A 17,793-nucleotide genomic window follows, 5' to 3' on the forward strand; every position below is an offset into this window, starting at 1 on the left:
GTATAAAACAGCTCGGTCTGTTATTTACTTATTTTCACGAAGTCCTATTCTCTGCCCATTATTAAGCGCGTTCAATTACTAGTTAGCTGGACTTCTTTCTTATCTTCATTTTCTTCTATTCCCGCTTCTTCTATATTCACAAAAGGTTGCTCAGCAACGGTCACTAGGTCGCCGCCACAAACGTGACGAACAACGGTTACGAGCTCTGGAAAATCGGGAAATTTTCCGTATAACGTTTTTAAAGGAAGTGCGCCTTTGCATATCTTACTGTTATGTGGTTCATACCCTTTGAGCGTGTCAAGCAATAATTGTTCTCCATTTTCAGTCAGTTTGATATAGGTGTTTCTTTTATCATTTTCTCTTTTGGATAGATACAGATACCCTTGATTTTCTAATTTTTTCGAAAAATTAAATGCTGTAGAGATATGCATAGCTCCTAAGTTAGCTAACTCTGACATAGAGATTTCTCCCGTGCTGCTAGCCAAACATAAAATATGATGCTCATTTACATTCAGACCATAAGGCTTCACCCATTGCTCCCAATCATCTTCTGCAGCTCGCCAGATGGCTTTACTTACCTGCATTAATTTAAATCCAAACAATGATGCATCTTTTATTGTGTATTCATTTTCTTGTTTCGACATACTATCATTCCTTATTTGTAGGCTATTGTAAGTTAGTTTATTTTTAAAGCGTGTAAAAACATTTTTATTTCATCTAATTTATCAGTATACCTACAAAATCAGACGAAAAAATACACGTGCAGTTTAATTTCTCAGCTTTATTCCACAATATCTCTGCAATTTTGAAGAAACGTCTACCAACTAAAAAGAGTTGCTTACCTTATTTTTATTTAAAAAAGTAATACATGTCTTTTTAATTACTAATAGGTGATGCAGATTCTAAGTGAGCAAATGCTTGTTCTAAGTCTGCAATTAAATCTTCCGTATCTTCAATTCCTACAGATATGCGAACCAGTCCTTCGGATATTCCAAGAGCTTTACGTTCTTCAAGCGTACATTCTACGTGACTAGTCGTTCTTGCCGGACCGTAAATCGTTTCAACTGCTCCTAAATTACCGGCTTTATTTGCATACGTTAACTTTGGCAGCAAAATTTTAATAGCTTCCATTTCTCCTTTTAACACAAAGCTTAATATTCCGCCAAAGCCTTTCATTTGTTTTTTGGCAATATGATGATGAGGGTGTGTTTCCAATCCAGGATAATAGACGGCTTCAACAGCTTCTTTCTTTTGAAGAAATTTAGCAATTTCCAAAGCACTTCGTTCTTGTTGACGTATACGCAGCTTTAACGTCTTCATTCCTCTTAAAATAAGATACGCTGACATAGGGTCCATGGTCGCGCCATTGATCTCACGGTAGTGATACACATGCTGCATTAATTCTTTAGAGCCGCATACTACTCCGCCTAAAGCATCGGCGTGTCCGCTTAAAAATTTTGTGGCGCTGTGAATGACAAGATCTACTCCTAATTGAAGAGGGTTTTGGTTAATTGGTGTCGCAAACGTATTATCAATAATGACCACTGCCCCTACCGATTTTCCTGCTTTCGCTATTCTTTCAATATCAATAATTTTCATCGTAGGATTTGTAGGTGACTCTAAATACAGCACTTTACATCCTTTATTTACTTCCGCTTCAATTTCTTCATGATTTCCCGTATTACATAAGGTTACATCCACTCCAATGTTAGGAAGGAACTCAGTGAAGATTTTATTTGTTCCTCCATATGTATCTTTTACCGATACGACTCGGTCTCCGGGTTTTAAAAAAGTGTACAATGTGCTGCTAATAGCCGCCATGCCGGAGGAAAATGCGACCGACTCTTCTGCTTCTTCAAGTATCCTTACTTTTTCTTCAAAAGCTTTAACCGTAGGATTACTCATGCGATTATACGTATAGCCTGGTTTGTTTCCTAACGCAACTTCTTGCCATTCGTCTACATCATCATAATTGTAAGCTACGCTGAAGACGACGGGAACTTGAGTGGCATTGTAAGCAAGCGATTCTTTTTCTCCTGCCCATACCGCTTTTGTGCCGTCTTGTACATTTCTAAACTGTTTGTCTGTCATTCACTCATCACCTCTGGTTTTGTTAATTAGATATTGATTAAATTATATATTGTATACAATATACTGTATATAGTACAGAATAATCTGATAATAAAATATGCGTACATTCTTCATTAAATTTAAAAAAGATCGAGATATAACGAAATCAATTCAATCTAACGACGAACAAATAGGATACATGAGCTGAACGCTCGTGACAGGTCAGTTGGTTCCGTGCAAGACTTCGCTTTCCGCAGTCGGCCGCTGAGCCTTCTCGTCGCATACGCTCCTGTGGAGTCTCACCTGTTCCGCTTTTCCCGCAGGAGTTTTCGTCTTGCCCTCCAATCAACTGCTAGAAGGGTCTAAACAAATCGAACGTACGTTCACCCTAAAAAAAAAACGAACCACTAATCGAAAATCTTGATCAATGGTTCATTTTTTACTTCGTCTAAATTTAAAACAGCTAAAAACTCTCAGCTTATAAATTGAATTTTTTTAGTCTGTTATAAAATGTACTTCTTGGTATATCTAACAGCTTAGCAGCAAGCGACACATTTCCCTGCGTTTTACGTAAAGCATCCATCATCAAGTCTTTTTGAACTTTTTCACGAAATGTGAGTGCGGATAGGGACGTAAAACCGTTTTCTTCTATTTCTTGTGAAGTATCAGAGTGAGAGATGTCCCTCTGACCACCAAGATGTAAAGAACTCAAATAACTCAATATTGTCTCTTTTTCTGTGTCCGCGTTTAGTGAAATTTTCAAGCGTTCAAGTACATTAAATAATTCTCGAACGTTTCCGGGCCACTGGTAATCTATCAATTTATCTACTAGTTCCTTGGGGAAATTCATATTCCAATCATTCGTTTGACAAAAGTACCGCATAAGATGCGGAATATCTTCTTTTCTTTCCCGTAAAGGTGGAACATGCACGGGGTACACGTGAAGCCGGTAGTATAAATCTTCTCGAAACTTCCTTTCATTGACAAGTTGGCGAAGATCTCGATGAGTAGCGGTAATAATCCGGATGTCTACTGGAATTTCCTGATTGCTTCCCACAGGCGTGACCTTGCGCTCTTGCAATACTCTTAACAAAGAAACTTGCATAGAATGAGGAAGCTCACCTATTTCATCAAGAAAAATCGTACCATGATTAGCCTGTTCAAACTTCCCTTGATATCCTTGACGCCGTGCTCCTGTAAAGGCTCCTTCCGCATAGCCAAATAATTCACTTTCCATAAGTTCCTTCGGAATGGCACCACAATTAAGAGCAATAAAAGGCCCGTTTTTACGCGAACTGTTTTCATGAATCGTTCTCGCCACTACTTCTTTTCCAGTACCTGTTTCCCCTAAAATATAGACCGTTGTATCCGTAGGAGCCGCCTGCTTTATTTCTTCTAATGTTCGCTGAAAGGATCGGCTTATGCCTGCTTCTCCTTTAAAACAAAATGATTGAGCAGAGATCTGTTTAGTTATTTGGTTATGAGTCGTTTCTTCTGATAAGTAAACAATCTTTCCAATAGAATGACCGTGTCTTTTTGAAATGACAGGCACTTCCATCACTATACGAAATCCCTGTTGTACAATCGTATTCAACTGTTGTCCTGACCATTTAGGTATACATTCCCGAACGGTTTTACTTGCTCCTACAATCACTTCTTTGTAATTGCAAAGCAGCAAGAGCTGCTTGCTATCGACAAAATTCATAGAAGCATGAACCAACTCAATTTCGTCTTTGTGCATTCGAATGCTTAACTCCCGTTCGATTGTATACGCAATGGATGTAACCATTCCAAGCATATAAGGATGCGCTCTGTTTACGGGACAGGAAATATTAATAATCCCAATTAAATTTCCGTCGTCATTTCGAACAGGCGCCGCCGAACAGCTCCATTGATGCGAAGCAATCGAATAATGTTCTGTACCTGTTATCATAATGGGTTCTTCCGTTTGCAGAGCCGTCCCGATTGCATTTGTTCCTACTTCTTTTTCTGTCCAACAGGCACCTTCCACAAAATTAATTTTTCTTGCTTCATTCAGTGTAAGTCTATTTCCTGTAATAGATAAAATATAGCCTTCTGGGTCAATTAATAGAGCAACCATTCCTAAATCTGCCGCTGATTGTCTGATTCTTTCTAAGTGCGGCAACGCCGTTTCAAGAAATAAAGAGTTCATTTGTTTTCGAGAATGAAAATCTTCGTTTCTTAAAATCGATCTGCCTTTATCTAGGTAAGGGTTAACATCTGCGCTTTTACAGCGGTGCCACGATTTTACAATGATGTCGTTTAACCTTGAAGATTCAAGTGCTCCTTCGTTTACAAAACGTTTCCATGTGTTTAAAGAAAGTGTGGATTCCATTTCTTACCTCTCCCCTATAAACTTAATTGAATATAGTAAATCAAGGCTTGTTACTATTATTATAAATCACAAAGAAAACGTTATCATTACCAAAGATAGATTCTTAAACTCACGTTATGTAAAAATTAATAGAAAAACTAGACGAGGATGCAGGAAAATCCCTATCCCTCTTTCATGATTCCTTCATCCTCTAGTTTACCTTTTTGAATCATTCATTTTTACTTTTCATTCTTAAAGAGCTTAATAACTTGAGCACTTGTATAATCATGAGTGAACGGCCTGACCCGCTGAATGCAAAAGAGCTTCATGAATCGCTTCGGATAATGTAGGATGAGCAGCGATAAAGTCTTCCATTACATCCGTGGTCAACTCCCCGTGCAGCATGATAGTTCCTTGTCCAATTAATTCTGTAGCATGTGCACCTACAATGGAAAGCCCAATAATTTCATTAAACTGCGGTTCTACGATTACTTTCACTTTTCCAACAGAATCATTTGCAATCATCGCTTTGCCGTTTGCCGTAAACGAAAATTCTCCGATACGAACATCACCGTATTTTTCTCGGGCCTGTTTTTCTGTCAAACCGACACTTGCAATTTCAGGATGAGTATAGATGCAGCGTGGTACAGCTCTGTAATTCACGCTCTTATCTTTTCCGCATGCATGCAAAGCAGCAACTGTGCCTTCATGAAAGGCTACATGAGCGAGCTGAATTCCGCCGACTACATCTCCACAAGCATAGATATTAGGTATATTCGTTTGCATATGCTCATTAACATCAATTCCTTGTTTTGAAAAATGTATGCCAAGCTTTTCTAAACCTAAACCTAGCACTCTAGGCTTTCTCCCAATTGAAATTAATGCATAGTCAGCCTGCAGTTCATGCAGTTCTTCTTTATGTTTAAATAGAGCCGTTTTATCTTCTGGCTGCATTTTTGTTAGCGAAGCGGATGTATAAATCGTTACGCCTTTTTTCTCTAACTCTTCCTGCAACATAAAGGCGATATCGGCGTCTTCACCAGAAAGCAGCTGATCTGCCGCTTCCACAATCGTTACTTTTGTTCCCATTTGACTGTAAATGCTTGCAAATTCACACCCAATTACACCTCCTCCTACTATCAAAAGAGATGAAGGGATAGCAGGCAGCGACATCGCTTGTCCACTGTGAATGATCCACTTTCCATCAAACGGAGCAAACGGCAGGCTAGCAGGTTCTGAACCTACAGCAATAATAAACTGTTCAGCCTCTATTTCTTCTACTTGATTTTCATTTCGCACGGCTAGGCGATGATTTGTCAAAAAAGAAGCTTCTCCTTTCATGACTTTAATACTGTTCTTTTTCATTAAATAGCCAATTCCCCTGACCAAGTTTTTAACAATGGCTGTTTTATGATGCTGAACGCCATCCCAGTTAATTTTCACTTGTTCTAAAGGAAGAGTGATGCCGAATTGCTCAGCTTGCTTTATTTTCTTATAGGCTTCCGCGCTTGCTAATAATGACTTTGTTGGCATACAACCCTCATTTAAACATGTTCCACCTAAATCTTTTTGTTCGATTAACGTAACTTGTTTTCCTTGCCGGGCGGCAGTGATTGCCGCCACATATCCTGCAGGACCGCCGCCAATGACAACTAAAGGTTTCATGGAATGCACCACCTTTCTATAAGAGTAGTAAAATAGGTTGCTCTAAGTATTGTTTAATAGTTCCAAGGAAATTAGCTGCAGGTGCTCCGTCCAGTACGCGATGATCAAACGTCAGGCTTAAAGGCAGCACGTTTCTTCTTTGTAAATCGTCTCCTATATACATAGGTACATCTTCAGTAGCTCCCACACCAAGGATTCCTGTTTCAGGCGGGTTCAATACAGGTGTAAAATACTCTACTCCGTAGGCACCGAGATTAGTAATAGTGAATGTGGAACCTTGCATGCTATCAGTATTCAACTGACCTTGCCGAGCATCCGCTGCTCGTGTTTTAATCTCTGCAGCTAATTCAACTAACGGCATTTTTTCAGCATGTTGCACAACAGGAACAACTAGCCCATTCTCTAAAGCCACGGCCATTCCAAGATGAACATGATGATAGAGATGAATTTCGTTATCGATATACGCACTGTTCATTTGCTTGTGTTCTTGAAGTGAAAGAACAACAGCGCGAGCAATAAAATCAGTTAGAGAGATTTTCACCTTATGGCGTTGTTGAATCACTTCTTTAATTTCTCGTTGAAGAGACAGCAAATCCGTCACGTCAGCTTTCATATTAATCGTTAATTGAGCACTGTTTAGTAAGCTATTATGCATTCGGCCTGCAATGACTTTCCTCATTCCCGCTACTGGAAGCGTTTCTTTTTTTGTAGCTTTATCTATTTCAACTGGTGGATGACTTGTTTCTGCAGCTTTTTCTGCCAGCACTTTCTCTACATCCGCTTTTGTGATTCTTCCTTTTGGTCCCGTGCCTTTAATCATTTCAATGTCAAGGTTTTCAGATTCTGCTATTTTCCGTGCAATTGGTGAAATGCGCACAGTTTCTTTGCTCTTCTTTGATGAAGCTACGTTTGCTGGTGGCTCTTCTAAAGAGATAGTGGCGGCTACCTCGTTTTTAGGAGCCTGAAGCTCATTTGCTGAACTGCTTTGCTCAGTAAGCTGCTCGTTTGGATTTCCAACATAACAGATAATCGTTCCAGGAGGCACACCTACATCTTCTTGCACAAGGATATCAAGAATCACACCGTCCTGCGGCGCTTCAATTTCCATTTCTATTTTTTCAGAATTAATACTTGCAATCATATCTCCTTTTGAAACGGAGTCTCCCACTTTTTTATTCCATGTCGAAACGGTTCCTTCTTTCATTGCCATACCTAGTTTTGGCATTACAACCTCTGCAGCCATTTGCTTCCTCCTCCTTTCTCTTTACTTACACGCTTAGAAGCGATTTATCTCCTAGCAACTCCGATACAACTTCAATTACTTTTTGCGGTGTTGGCAGATAAATATCTTCTAATGGAGGTGAAAATGGTACAGGTGTATGTGGTGCTGTAATTCGTTTAATAGGTGCATCAAGCATATCAAATCCTTTATCAGCAACTAACGCAGCAATATCTGTTGCGATGCTGCATCTTGGGTTAGCTTCGTCAATAATAATTAATCGGTTCGTTTTTTCTACAGAAGAAAGAATTGTCTCTTCGTCAAATGGTGATAGACTTCTAGGATCAACTACTTCTACGTCAATTCCTTTGTGAGATAATTGATCTGCGGCTGTAAGTGCAGTATTCACTTGTTTGCCAATCGCTACAATCGTTAAATCTGTTCCTTCGCGTTTCACGTCCGCTTTTCCTAATGGAATCGTATAGTAGCCTTCAGGAACCTCACCTTTCATGTTGTACAACGTTTTGTCTTCAAAAAAGATAACCGGATCATTGTCTTCAATTGCTGCTAATAATAAACCTTTTGCATCGTAAGGGGTAGAAGGCACCACTACTTTAATGCCAGGAATGCTAGTGAACAAAGCATACAAGCTCTGAGAATGCTGAGCCGCAGCTCTGAATCCAGCTCCATGAGTCGTTCGAATCGTGACGGGCACTTCTGCTTTTCCTCCGAACATGTATCTAAATTTTGCGCCTTGATTCAGCACTTGATCTAAGCAGCAGCCAATAAAGTCATTAAACATTAATTCTGCAACCGGTCTTAACCCCGTAGCTGCCGCTCCCATTGCAGCTCCTATATAAGCTGCTTCTGAAATAGGCGTATCAAGAATTCGTTCACGTCCAAATTCTTGTACAAGTCCCTTTGTCACTCCAAGGACACCGCCCCAAGCCTCATCATCTTGCAGGTGGTCAATTTCCGCTCCGCCAGCTACATCTTCTCCCAGCAGAATCACATTCTCATCTTTTCGCATCGCTAGTTTCATTGCTTCATTGATAGCTTCAGACATACTTAATTTTCTAGTCATTTTCTTTTCCCCCTTTAATTAGTAAGATACATAAACATCTGTTAATAGTTCGGAAGCATCAGGATAATCGCTTGTTTCTGCTAGCTCAACTGCGCGTTTTACTGCTTTTTCTACGTCACTTTCAATATCTCTAAGCTCTTTTTCTGTTACTACTTGTTCTGAAAGCAAATAGTTTTCAAAAAGAGCAATCGCATCTTTTTCCTGAAGATGTTCTTTCTTTTCACTGCCTGATTTATACGTTTGTGCGTCGCCTTCGAAATGCCCGTAATTTCGATACGTTACACATTCAATTAACGTTGGGCCTTCCCCTCTGCGAGCTCGTTGAATCGCTTCAGCAGCTGCTTCATAAACAGCCATCACGTCTTTTCCATCCACTCGTACGCCTGGAATATTGTAAGCTGCGGCACGGTCTGCAATCGTGCTGCAGCTTGAAGCATAAGAAAAGGGAGTTGCTTCTCCGTAGCCATTATTCTCAGCAACAAAAACAACCGGCAGTTTCCAAATAGCTGCTAAGTTAATTCCTTCATGAAACGTTCCTTCATTGCCCGCCCCGTCTCCAAAAAAGCAAACGCTTACATCTTTTGTCTTTTTATACTTAGCAGTTAAAGCAGAACCGCACGCAAGCGGAAATCCTCCTCCTACAATTCCATTTGCTCCTAAAATTCCTTTATCTAAATCCGCGATATGCATAGATCCGCCTTTTCCTTTGCCTAACCCGGTTACCTTCCCAAATAGTTCAGCCATCATTCCATCTAAATCGCCGCCTTTAGCAATACAATGACCGTGTCCACGATGAGTGCTCGTAATACTGTCACTGTCATTAAGGTGAGCGCACATTCCAACCGCTATCGCTTCTTCACCTGCATACAGATGAACAAAACCAGGCAGTACACCTTTTGCAAAAATTTGATGTACTTCATCTTCAAACTTTCGAATTTCTACCATTTTCTGATACATCCAGCTGGCTTTTTCTTTCGTAAGCTTTTCTGTTTTATTTTGAGCAGTTTTCATTATGGTAAGCCTCCTCATTTGATTATCAAACTTCACTTAATTACTCTTGCAAGTACCGTGCCAACATGAAAACCGCTTTATCTTAGCAATCCATTGTTTTATTTGTTCTCACAAAGTTAGACAAAATTGGACACTGTTCCAACTTTGTCTAACTTTGTCCGATATTAGAGGAATCAATTATGTAAACTGAATTTAAGGTGCATAATAAGCGTGTGGGTTGAAAATCACATGAATAATTAGCAAGAAAGCTTTTATGTAAATATGATATAATGCTGAAGGAATCGTCTGCATTTTGAAGAACACCAAAGCTTTTAAAGGAGGTTGGTTAAAGGAAAGCGGATTTTATAGAAGTTTCACCGTAAAGTTGGATGTAAATTAAACGATGAAAGATGAGGTGAAAACCTGGAAAACATCCAAAGTTTGCGTCATCTACACTTCGCGACGTCTAGATGACATATCGCCAGGTTACAGTTATGCACAATGCAATTCAACACATTACAAGTTTTCATGTATACGCAGCCATTATTATATTTATCATTACATATTTTCTGATTATGACTGAAAAGATCAATCGCGCTTCAGCAGCTCTTTTAGGTGCTATATTGATGATTTTGTTAGGTATTGTCGATTTTAATAATGCTATTACCGAACACATTCAGTGGGAAACAATTGTCCTTCTTATGGGTATGATGATTTTAGTCGGCATCACAAACAAAACAGGCGTGTTTCAATACGCAGCCATCAAGTCTGCTAAAATTGCTAAAGGTGATCCGGTTCGAATTCTAGTTATTTTATCGATTTTAACAGGCGTCGGATCAGCTTTTTTAGACAATGTGACAACCGTGTTATTAATTGTTCCCGTTACATTTTCGATTACTACTATCTTAAACATTAATCCTTTTCCGTTTCTTATATCAGAAGTGCTGTTTTCAAATATTGGAGGAACGGCAACTTTAATAGGCGACCCGCCTAATATCATGATTGGGGCAGCGAACCCTCACCTTGATTTTAATGCTTTTTTATTAAATTTAACTCCTGCAGTACTGATTATCGGTGTTGTTACACTGGGGATTCTTGTTCTTATCTATCGTAAAAAGTTAAAAGTAGAAGATAGTAAAAAGCAAGAGCTAATGAGTTTAAATGAAAAAGATTATATTCAAGATTCTGTTTTAATGAAAAAATCGTTAACTGTATTAGTATTAACGATTCTAGGTTTTACCCTGCATTCTGTTTTGCACATTGATGCGGCTATGGTAGCCATTACAGGTGCTGCTGTACTACTGGTAATTGGATTAAGAACTCATGATGAAGTAGAAAGCGCATTTGATTCTGTTGAATGGACAACCATTATTTTCTTTGCAGGTTTGTTTGTTCTTGTCGGAGGCTTAATCGATGTAGGCATTATTAAAAAGCTGGCTGCTGGCGCGTTGAACGTTACAGACGGCAATATCGCACTGTCAGCTTATCTCATTTTGTGGATTAGTGGCATTGCCTCAGCTGTTATTGATAACATTCCTTTTGTTGCTACAATGATTCCACTTATTCAAGATATGGCTCATGGAATGGGAATGAGCCCTGATTCTGCTCAAATCAATGTACTATGGTGGTCATTGGCTCTAGGAGCATGTTTGGGAGGAAACGGTACGTTAATTGGAGCATCTGCCAACGTCATTGTAGCTGGCATGGCTGTAAAAAAAGGACATAAATTTTCATTTATGGATTTCTTAAAAATTGGAGCTCCAATCACGCTCGTATCTCTTTTAATTTCAACGTTATATATCTTCCTTCGCTATCTTTTATTTCTGTAAGGGAGAGAGATTAAAATCTACACGATCAGTAAAAAAGACTTCTCAGCTGAGAAGTCTTTTTTGCTCTAGATATATGCGTTCAAGCAGCCCAGATGAAGTTGATAATAAAAGCGGCGCTAATGATGTACATAATCCAGTGGATTTCTTTCGCCTTGCCGGCTAACAATTTAACGAACGTATAAGATAAAAACCCTAGCGCTAAGCCTTCGCCGATACTAAATGTTAACGGCATCAAAATAATGGTGCAAAAAGCAGGTACAGCATCTGTTATTTCGTCGAGAGGAATGTTTTTAATTTCTGTTAACATGAGAGCTCCAACCATAATTAAAATAGGTGCTGTAGCAAAAGCAGGAATAATGCTGATCAATGGAGTGAACAAAATACTGACTAAAAACAGCATGGCAACAACCAGTGCTTTAAGACCCGTTTTGCCTCCTTCTGCAATTCCCGCAGCGTTTTCTACATACGCGTTCATTGCGGTAGATCCCATAGCAGCACTGGCTACAGTCGCAAGAGAATCTGCCATAAGCGCTTTATCTAACCCTTTAATTTCTCCTTTTTCATCCATTAGTCCAGCTTTTTTAGATAATCCAATCATCGATCCTAAATTATCAAATAGCTCCACAAGCGTAAATGAAAAAATAATAGAGAAAAGACCGTAATGGAGAGCAGATTTAATATCCATTTGTAAAAAAGTTTCTGACATGCTTGGCATTGAAAACGACACAACGCTGCTGATGCTTTTAGGTGCTTCTACTATGCCCAGCGCCATCCCTGCAATTGATACTAGTAAAATACTAATCAAAGCAGCTCCTTTAATTTTTCGAGCAGTTAATACAGTTACCGCGATAAAACCTAATAAAGCAAGTAATGGGCCCGGTTTTGTCAGTTGTCCAAGCGCTACTAAATTTTCTTTGTTGCTTACAATAATTCCAGCTTGCTTAAAACCGATAAAAGCAATAAATAGACCGATTCCAACGGAAATAGCACTTTTTAAAATAGCGGGTATCCCTTCAATAATCTTCTTGCGTAAGCCTGTTATGGTTAAAATAAAAAATACAACCCCTGAAATAAATACGGCTCCTAAACCTGTTTGCCACGTTAACCCTTCACCCAATACCACTGTATACGTAAAAAAAGCGTTTAGTCCCATTCCTGGTGCAACTGCAATAGGCATGTTCGCCCACAATGCAAACAAAAGAGTTGCAAAAACAGTGGCAAAAATTGTTGCCGCAATTGCCGCTTCTTTTGGAATGCCTGCATCTGCTAAAATCGTCGGATTAACAAAGATAATATAGCTCATCGTCACAAAAGTCGTAATTCCCGCAAGAATTTCTGTTTTTACATCTGTTTTACGTTCTGTTAAATGAAACAGCTTATCTACCCATGAAGGATTAGGTGCTGATTTTTTTGTTAGTTCCATATGCTGAGTTTCCATTTTTTCATTCATCGCCACTTGCTTTTCACTCCTTTAATGATCGATTGGATTTTTTTAACTAGTTTTTACAGCCGCTTTATCAACAAGTGTATATTCAGTCATTTCCCCACTCCTTTTTTATGAAAATATGTATAAAAAGAGCCGTGAAAACAGAAGGAAACCCTTCTATCTTCACGGCTCTTTGCTTCTGTAAACAGAAGATAAGCATCCGTCTTTTACGTTTTTTGCAAAACAAACGATTTCATCGAACGTTTTGCCATTTATATAGAGAAGTTATTTAAAGCAAATAACCGTACAAGAATTCTCAGTAGCAGGATCATAATCTCTAAATAAAGAAGTGACCTGGATATCGAATAATAGCTCCACTTTTTGCTTTAGCATTTTTTTATATTTAGTCGACAAAGCCGCATCAAGAGACATCACTAATTCTTTATATTCTTCACTGAGGGCGTCTAGCGCTGGCATTCTTTTTGATTGAGCTAGTATAAGAATTTTATTATCAATAATATCTATTTTTTGAGTATTCACGCCTACATTAAAAATTTCTTGGCTAATTTGAGTATACAAAGTAGCTATCTTCTTTTTAGAGATCGGCTCCATATGCTTCACCTTTTTCATTGTTAAAAATGTAGTTTTATTATGTTGTTTTCACTTGATTAGCGTCTTTTGACCAGCTGCCGATAAATTCAGGCTCATTATAGTCAAAGAAATTGGTTAAATTCTCATGGCGGTTATCAATAAAAAGCTGATTGGCGACTTCTGATACGAGCTTCGGTATCGCATATTTCAGCCCTGAAAGAGCGGAAGCAGAAATTCCACAGCTAATTAAAGCAGAATAATTAAAAGCAAAAAGGCCATATACCATTTTTTGACCTTCCCCATTGCGATTTGAAAAAGCAAAGCCATTACTAAGGTAAGGGTGGGCATCCAATACTGGATTGGCAATTTCATGCGGTGCTTTGTAATGATCGCTCCAGCGGGCGATGTGTTTTTCAACAAGACGTAATTCTGGACGAAGAGCCGGATCTGTTAGAAGGCCTGTGCTAATAATTAAATAGTCAAATGTAAAGACTCCCTGAGGAGTTGTTACAACTGCTTTGTCCTGTTTTCCCTCGACATCGAGCCACGGTGCATGTACGTGCAAATGAAAACCTGGCCATGAGGAAGCGCGTCCAAATGTATCATTCGTAGGCGGCTGATTGTATTCGAAAAAATGAGCCATTACTTCATATTTTTCAGCATCTGACAGAGCATGAAAACGCTCAATCATTCCTGAAGCTTCCATTTGTCTGATTGGATTAATACGCGGAAGTTCTTTTCGTCGAACAAATACATGAGCTTCAGCAACTCCTTCGGAAAGCGCATAGTTGGCGTTATCAAACGCCGAAGCTCCTCCTCCTAAAACAGCTACTTTTTTGTTCTTTAACGTAGTAAAATCAATCGTTTGTGAAGTATGAGAATAAAGATGAGGCGGCAATTTTTCAGAAATCATAGGCGGGACATGCCACTCTCCTCCTCCTTGAATTCCTGTAGCTAGTATAACTTTACGTGCCATCAGTGTAGGACATGCAGCTCCATTTCCTTCAATATGCAAGCGATGAATACCTGTTTCCGTCGGCTCAATTAACGTTAATTTTATTTCATTTGCCACAGGAAGGTTAAGAATACTCCGGTACCAGCGTAAATAATTCATCCAGTCTCCTCTTGGAATTTTGTCAAGAGCTTCCCAGCCCTCTGAGCCAAATTGTGCTTCCCACCACGATTGAAACGTAAGCGAAGGCATACCTAAATCGATAGATGTTAAGTTTTTGGGCGTTCTCAGCGTAATCATTCGTGCATACGTTTCCCACGGACCTTCTAAACCCGAACGGTTTTCATCAATAACAAGAATATTTGACACGCGTTCTCGCAGCAAGCCAAAAGCCGTTCCTAAACCGCTTTGACCTCCTCCAATAATGATTACATCGTATACGTGTCCACTTTTAGGGATAATTGGCTGTACTTCTGTTGGTTTCCTGAAAGAAAGGTAAGAAAGATCGGTTTCTACTCTTTTATTTAAAGCTTCTAAGCTCATCGTTATCTCTCCTTTCAATAAAGTTTCTCCGTGATAAAAAAGTTTATTTTATATCTAACATAAAATGATAGGTTTTATAACATCATTTGATTTATATTTATATTATCACTTTTGGAATATGATTGTATCTCCATTCTCTCTAAAGTTTTTTTTGCAAATTGTATAAAATCACTAATATAATTTTTTATATCTTATGTATGAAAGCATATTTACATTGTTTAAAAGGAAAAAACCATTACAAAGCTTAGTGAAGAAAGCTTTTCTGACATCAAATTTAAGGAAAACATGTGCGAGTTTGTGACAGTTATTTGTTAATTACGCTCTACTACTTGACTATCGTATTCATCAAATCTATAGTCATAATTAGTAACTCAACAAAGGGAGTCAACGTATGAGAAATTTATTTAAAATAACAGCTATATTTACAACGATTGTTATGTTTATTTTAATGATTGCCGGCAGTCTGGTCACAACCACAGGATCTGGATTAGGGTGCGGAAACGAGTGGCCATTGTGTAACGGGCAGTTAATACCCGAATACGCAGTAGCAACAATGATTGAATATACGCATCGTTTGATTACCGCATTTGCAGGTCTTCTTGTTTTAGCATTTTCTATTTGGGCTTGGATTCGTTATCGCAGAAACCGTGAAGTGAAAATTTTAGCGATCATGAGTATTGCATTTATCGTTATCGAGTCGTTGCTCGGGGCTTCTGCCGTTATCTGGCCTCAGTCAGCTGAGGCGCTAGCCCTGCATTTCGGTCTTTCGCTTATTGCGTTTACCGGTGTATTTTTACTTTCAATATTTGTTATTCAAAAGGACCGTTCGGATCATTTTATTAAAGGAGCCGTTACAGGCAAATTTAGATGGCTCGCATGGTTTACGCTTATATTTACCTACTGCGATATTTATTTAGGTGCATATGTGCGTCACAAAGGTGCAAGCTTAGCGTGTACAAGCTTTCCGGCTTGTTATGGCAACACTCTTATTCCAAAGCTATCAGGAACAACAGGCATTCACTTTGCTCACCGATTTGCTGCTCTTGTGCTGTTTGTTCTTATCATTTGGATTATGGTATCTGCTATCAAACAGTATAAAGAAACTCGCCGTGATATTTACTACGCGTCCATCATTGCAGTTGCTTTAACCTTTGCTCAAATATTTAGCGGTATCTTTGTTGTCATGTCTCGTTTAAATGTCTTTGCTACACTGTCTCACTCGGCATTTATTACAGCGTTATTCGCTACGCTTAGCTACATTTGTGTACAAACTTTAAAAGGTGAAAGACGATAAAACAAAAAACACGTGCAGTTATGAACTGCACGTGTTTTTTGTTTTAAGCTAGTTCTATTCCGCCTGTAATTCCGTAAACTTGAGCTGTTACGTAGCTTGCATCCGTTGAAGCTAAAAATACGTATACATTTGCTAACTCTACCGGCTGACCAGCACGCTGCAAAGGTGTATCTTGTCCAAAGCCTGGAATAGCGTCGCTTGGCTGCCCTCCAGAAATTTGAAGCGGCGTCCAGATAGGTCCTGGAGCAACGGAGTTAACGCGAATACCTTTTGGAGCTAATTGCTTGGCTAGTCCGCGAGTGAATCCGTTAATGGCAAACTTTGTAGCTGCATAATCTAATAAATTAGGACTTGGGCTATAGCCTTGTACAGAACTTGTGGTAATAATAGAAGCACCTGCCGGTAAATAAGGCAGCGCTGCTTTTACGGTCCAATATAAAGAGAATACATTTACTTCAAAGGTTTTGCGCAGCTGATCCGTTTCTAAATCAGCAAGATCTTCTACTGCCTGCTGTTTACCTGCTACGAGCGCTAAAACGTCTAATCCATCTAATTCTTTATAAGCTTTTTCTACTAGCTCCTTGCAAAAAGATTCTTCGCCTACATCACCAGGTATGAGTACTGCTTTTTTACTTCTTCTGCATCAGTTTGCTCTTGTGGCAAGTAATTGAGCGCAACGTCCGCTCCTTCTCTTGCGTAAGCGATAGCTGCTGCTCGGCCAATACCTGAATCCCCACCTGTTACAAGAGCTTTTCTGCCTTTTAATTTACCTGCACCTATGTAACTGTTCTCCCCGCAGTCTGGGATGACGTTCATTTCTTTTTGTACACCAGGCGGTTCTTGATACTGCTTTGGATAGTCTTCATGGAAATATTGAGTTAATGGATTATTTAACTTTGACATATTCGTCACTCCTTTATAAATCAACCTTAACCAACTAAGGAAAAGTTTTCTATATGCTTGTTCTTCCCCTCTTCTTCTTTCATAAACATGTTTGATGTGCTCTACTATCCTCACCTTTCTTTCTGCTATTCCCTTTCAATCAACAGCTAGAAACAGCTGGATACATGAAAACTACATTCACCATCACAATAAAAAAATCCGAACGAGTCACGTTCTCTCTTGAGAACCTTGACTCCTTGTTCGGATCTTCTTTTAACTAAAATACGTTTCCCCCCACTCTTTAAATAAATGAAATGGTGAGAGCTTTGTATTTTGCTGTGCACAACAAGCTTTATTTCTCGTCTGTACCTGTTACTCTGTTAGTTCTACTTGTAAAGGCTTTGATTCCTCTTCAGCTTCTTTAGGCGTGCGAACGATTAACACATCACATTTGGCATAGCGTAAAATATGCTGAGATACACTTCCGATTAAGATACGCTCTACCGCGTTTAACCCGGTTGCACCGCATACAATTAAATCAACGTGCTTATCGGGAGCAATTTTTTTAGATATTTTTGTTTTAGGAGAACCGTGTTCAATTAAGGTCTCGACTTTCGTTACTCCAGCCTTAATGGCTAGGTTACTATAGTTGGTTAAAAGTTCTTCAGCAAATTTCTCTGCATCTTGAAAGCGTGTATCCGTATAAAATGCATAAGGTGATGGACTTAACGCCTGTATATCGATAACGTGACAAATTATCAAATGAGCGTTATTTTTTTTCGCACTGTTAACTGCTTTTTTGAATGCCCACTCCGCTTCTACAGAACCGTCTACTGCTACGAGGATGTTACGATAAGCCATATTCATCATAATCTCTCCTTTAACATTCGTTTATAAAGAACTTTCTTTGCTA

The 17,793-nt window shown here is 39.0% G+C and carries 14 protein-coding genes and 1 pseudogene; 2 read left to right on the forward strand and 13 right to left on the reverse strand.

Annotated features, from left to right (window positions below; all coding sequences use genetic code 11):
- Nucleotides 1-71: 71 nt before the first annotated feature.
- The 8 genes from ACWATA_RS14970 to ACWATA_RS15005 all read right to left on the reverse strand — a co-directional run bounded on the left by ACWATA_RS14970 (nucleotide 72) and on the right by ACWATA_RS15005 (nucleotide 9,384).
- On the reverse strand, nucleotides 72-644 hold the full coding sequence (locus ACWATA_RS14970) for an HTH-type transcriptional regulator Hpr (RefSeq protein WP_154991445.1): 573 nt from the start codon (nucleotides 642-644) through the stop codon (nucleotides 72-74).
- A 232-nt stretch (nucleotides 645-876) separates the two neighbouring features.
- Nucleotides 877-2,091: a cystathionine gamma-synthase family protein gene (locus ACWATA_RS14975; protein WP_063247235.1), complete on the reverse strand. Its 1,215-nt coding sequence runs from the start codon at nucleotides 2,089-2,091 to the stop codon at nucleotides 877-879.
- A gap of 145 nt (nucleotides 2,092-2,236) precedes the next feature.
- Complete coding sequence (locus ACWATA_RS14980) at nucleotides 2,237-2,419, reverse strand: hypothetical protein (RefSeq protein ID WP_176544759.1); 183 nt, start codon at nucleotides 2,417-2,419, stop codon at nucleotides 2,237-2,239.
- A gap of 129 nt (nucleotides 2,420-2,548) precedes the next feature.
- On the reverse strand, nucleotides 2,549-4,426 hold the full coding sequence (locus ACWATA_RS14985) for a sigma-54-dependent Fis family transcriptional regulator (RefSeq protein ID WP_098626750.1): 1,878 nt from the start codon (nucleotides 4,424-4,426) through the stop codon (nucleotides 2,549-2,551).
- A 264-nt stretch (nucleotides 4,427-4,690) separates the two neighbouring features.
- Nucleotides 4,691-6,070, reverse strand: a complete 1,380-nt coding sequence (lpdA, locus tag ACWATA_RS14990; protein ID WP_099330855.1) for a dihydrolipoyl dehydrogenase — start codon at nucleotides 6,068-6,070, stop codon at nucleotides 4,691-4,693.
- 16 nt (nucleotides 6,071-6,086) lie between these two features.
- Nucleotides 6,087-7,313: a dihydrolipoamide acetyltransferase family protein gene (locus ACWATA_RS14995; RefSeq protein WP_099330854.1), complete on the reverse strand. Its 1,227-nt coding sequence runs from the start codon at nucleotides 7,311-7,313 to the stop codon at nucleotides 6,087-6,089.
- Nucleotides 7,314-7,338: 25 nt separating this feature from the next.
- The gene (locus ACWATA_RS15000; RefSeq protein ID WP_034264586.1) at nucleotides 7,339-8,373 is read right to left on the reverse strand and encodes an alpha-ketoacid dehydrogenase subunit beta; all 1,035 of its coding nucleotides are present in this window, start codon (nucleotides 8,371-8,373) and stop codon (nucleotides 7,339-7,341) included.
- A gap of 18 nt (nucleotides 8,374-8,391) precedes the next feature.
- Nucleotides 8,392-9,384, reverse strand: coding sequence for a thiamine pyrophosphate-dependent dehydrogenase E1 component subunit alpha (locus ACWATA_RS15005; RefSeq protein ID WP_154991446.1), 993 nt, complete (start codon nucleotides 9,382-9,384; stop codon nucleotides 8,392-8,394).
- A 473-nt stretch (nucleotides 9,385-9,857) separates the two neighbouring features.
- Here ACWATA_RS15005 and ACWATA_RS15010 point away from each other — a divergent pair, with 473 nt between their 5' ends.
- Complete coding sequence (locus tag ACWATA_RS15010; RefSeq protein ID WP_154991770.1) at nucleotides 9,858-11,192, forward strand: ArsB/NhaD family transporter; 1,335 nt, start codon at nucleotides 9,858-9,860, stop codon at nucleotides 11,190-11,192.
- Between the two features lie 79 nt (nucleotides 11,193-11,271).
- Here ACWATA_RS15010 and ACWATA_RS15015 read toward each other — a convergent pair whose 3' ends face one another.
- The 3 genes from ACWATA_RS15015 to ACWATA_RS15025 all read right to left on the reverse strand — a co-directional run bounded on the left by ACWATA_RS15015 (nucleotide 11,272) and on the right by ACWATA_RS15025 (nucleotide 14,704).
- Nucleotides 11,272-12,648, reverse strand: coding sequence for an NCS2 family permease (locus tag ACWATA_RS15015; protein ID WP_049164121.1), 1,377 nt, complete (start codon nucleotides 12,646-12,648; stop codon nucleotides 11,272-11,274).
- A gap of 255 nt (nucleotides 12,649-12,903) precedes the next feature.
- Entirely contained in the window at nucleotides 12,904-13,230 is a 327-nt protein-coding gene (locus ACWATA_RS15020) for a Na-translocating system protein MpsC family protein (protein WP_014460548.1), read from the reverse strand.
- Nucleotides 13,231-13,267: 37 nt separating this feature from the next.
- On the reverse strand, nucleotides 13,268-14,704 hold the full coding sequence (locus tag ACWATA_RS15025) for an NAD(P)-binding domain-containing protein (RefSeq protein WP_154991447.1): 1,437 nt from the start codon (nucleotides 14,702-14,704) through the stop codon (nucleotides 13,268-13,270).
- A gap of 391 nt (nucleotides 14,705-15,095) precedes the next feature.
- Here ACWATA_RS15025 and ACWATA_RS15030 point away from each other — a divergent pair, with 391 nt between their 5' ends.
- Nucleotides 15,096-15,998, forward strand: a complete 903-nt coding sequence (locus ACWATA_RS15030; RefSeq protein WP_049164113.1) for a COX15/CtaA family protein — start codon at nucleotides 15,096-15,098, stop codon at nucleotides 15,996-15,998.
- A 43-nt stretch (nucleotides 15,999-16,041) separates the two neighbouring features.
- Here ACWATA_RS15030 and ACWATA_RS15035 read toward each other — a convergent pair.
- Both ACWATA_RS15035 and ACWATA_RS15040 read right to left on the reverse strand, forming a co-directional pair.
- A pseudogene (locus tag ACWATA_RS15035) lies at nucleotides 16,042-16,901 on the reverse strand (SDR family oxidoreductase).
- Between the two features lie 351 nt (nucleotides 16,902-17,252).
- Nucleotides 17,253-17,747 carry a universal stress protein gene (locus tag ACWATA_RS15040; RefSeq protein ID WP_026106550.1) on the reverse strand — a complete coding sequence of 165 codons (495 nt, stop codon included), beginning with the start codon at nucleotides 17,745-17,747 and terminating at the stop codon, nucleotides 17,253-17,255.
- Nucleotides 17,748-17,793: the final 46 nt, after the last annotated feature.

The organism is Priestia sp. USM5 (assembly GCF_058323215.1).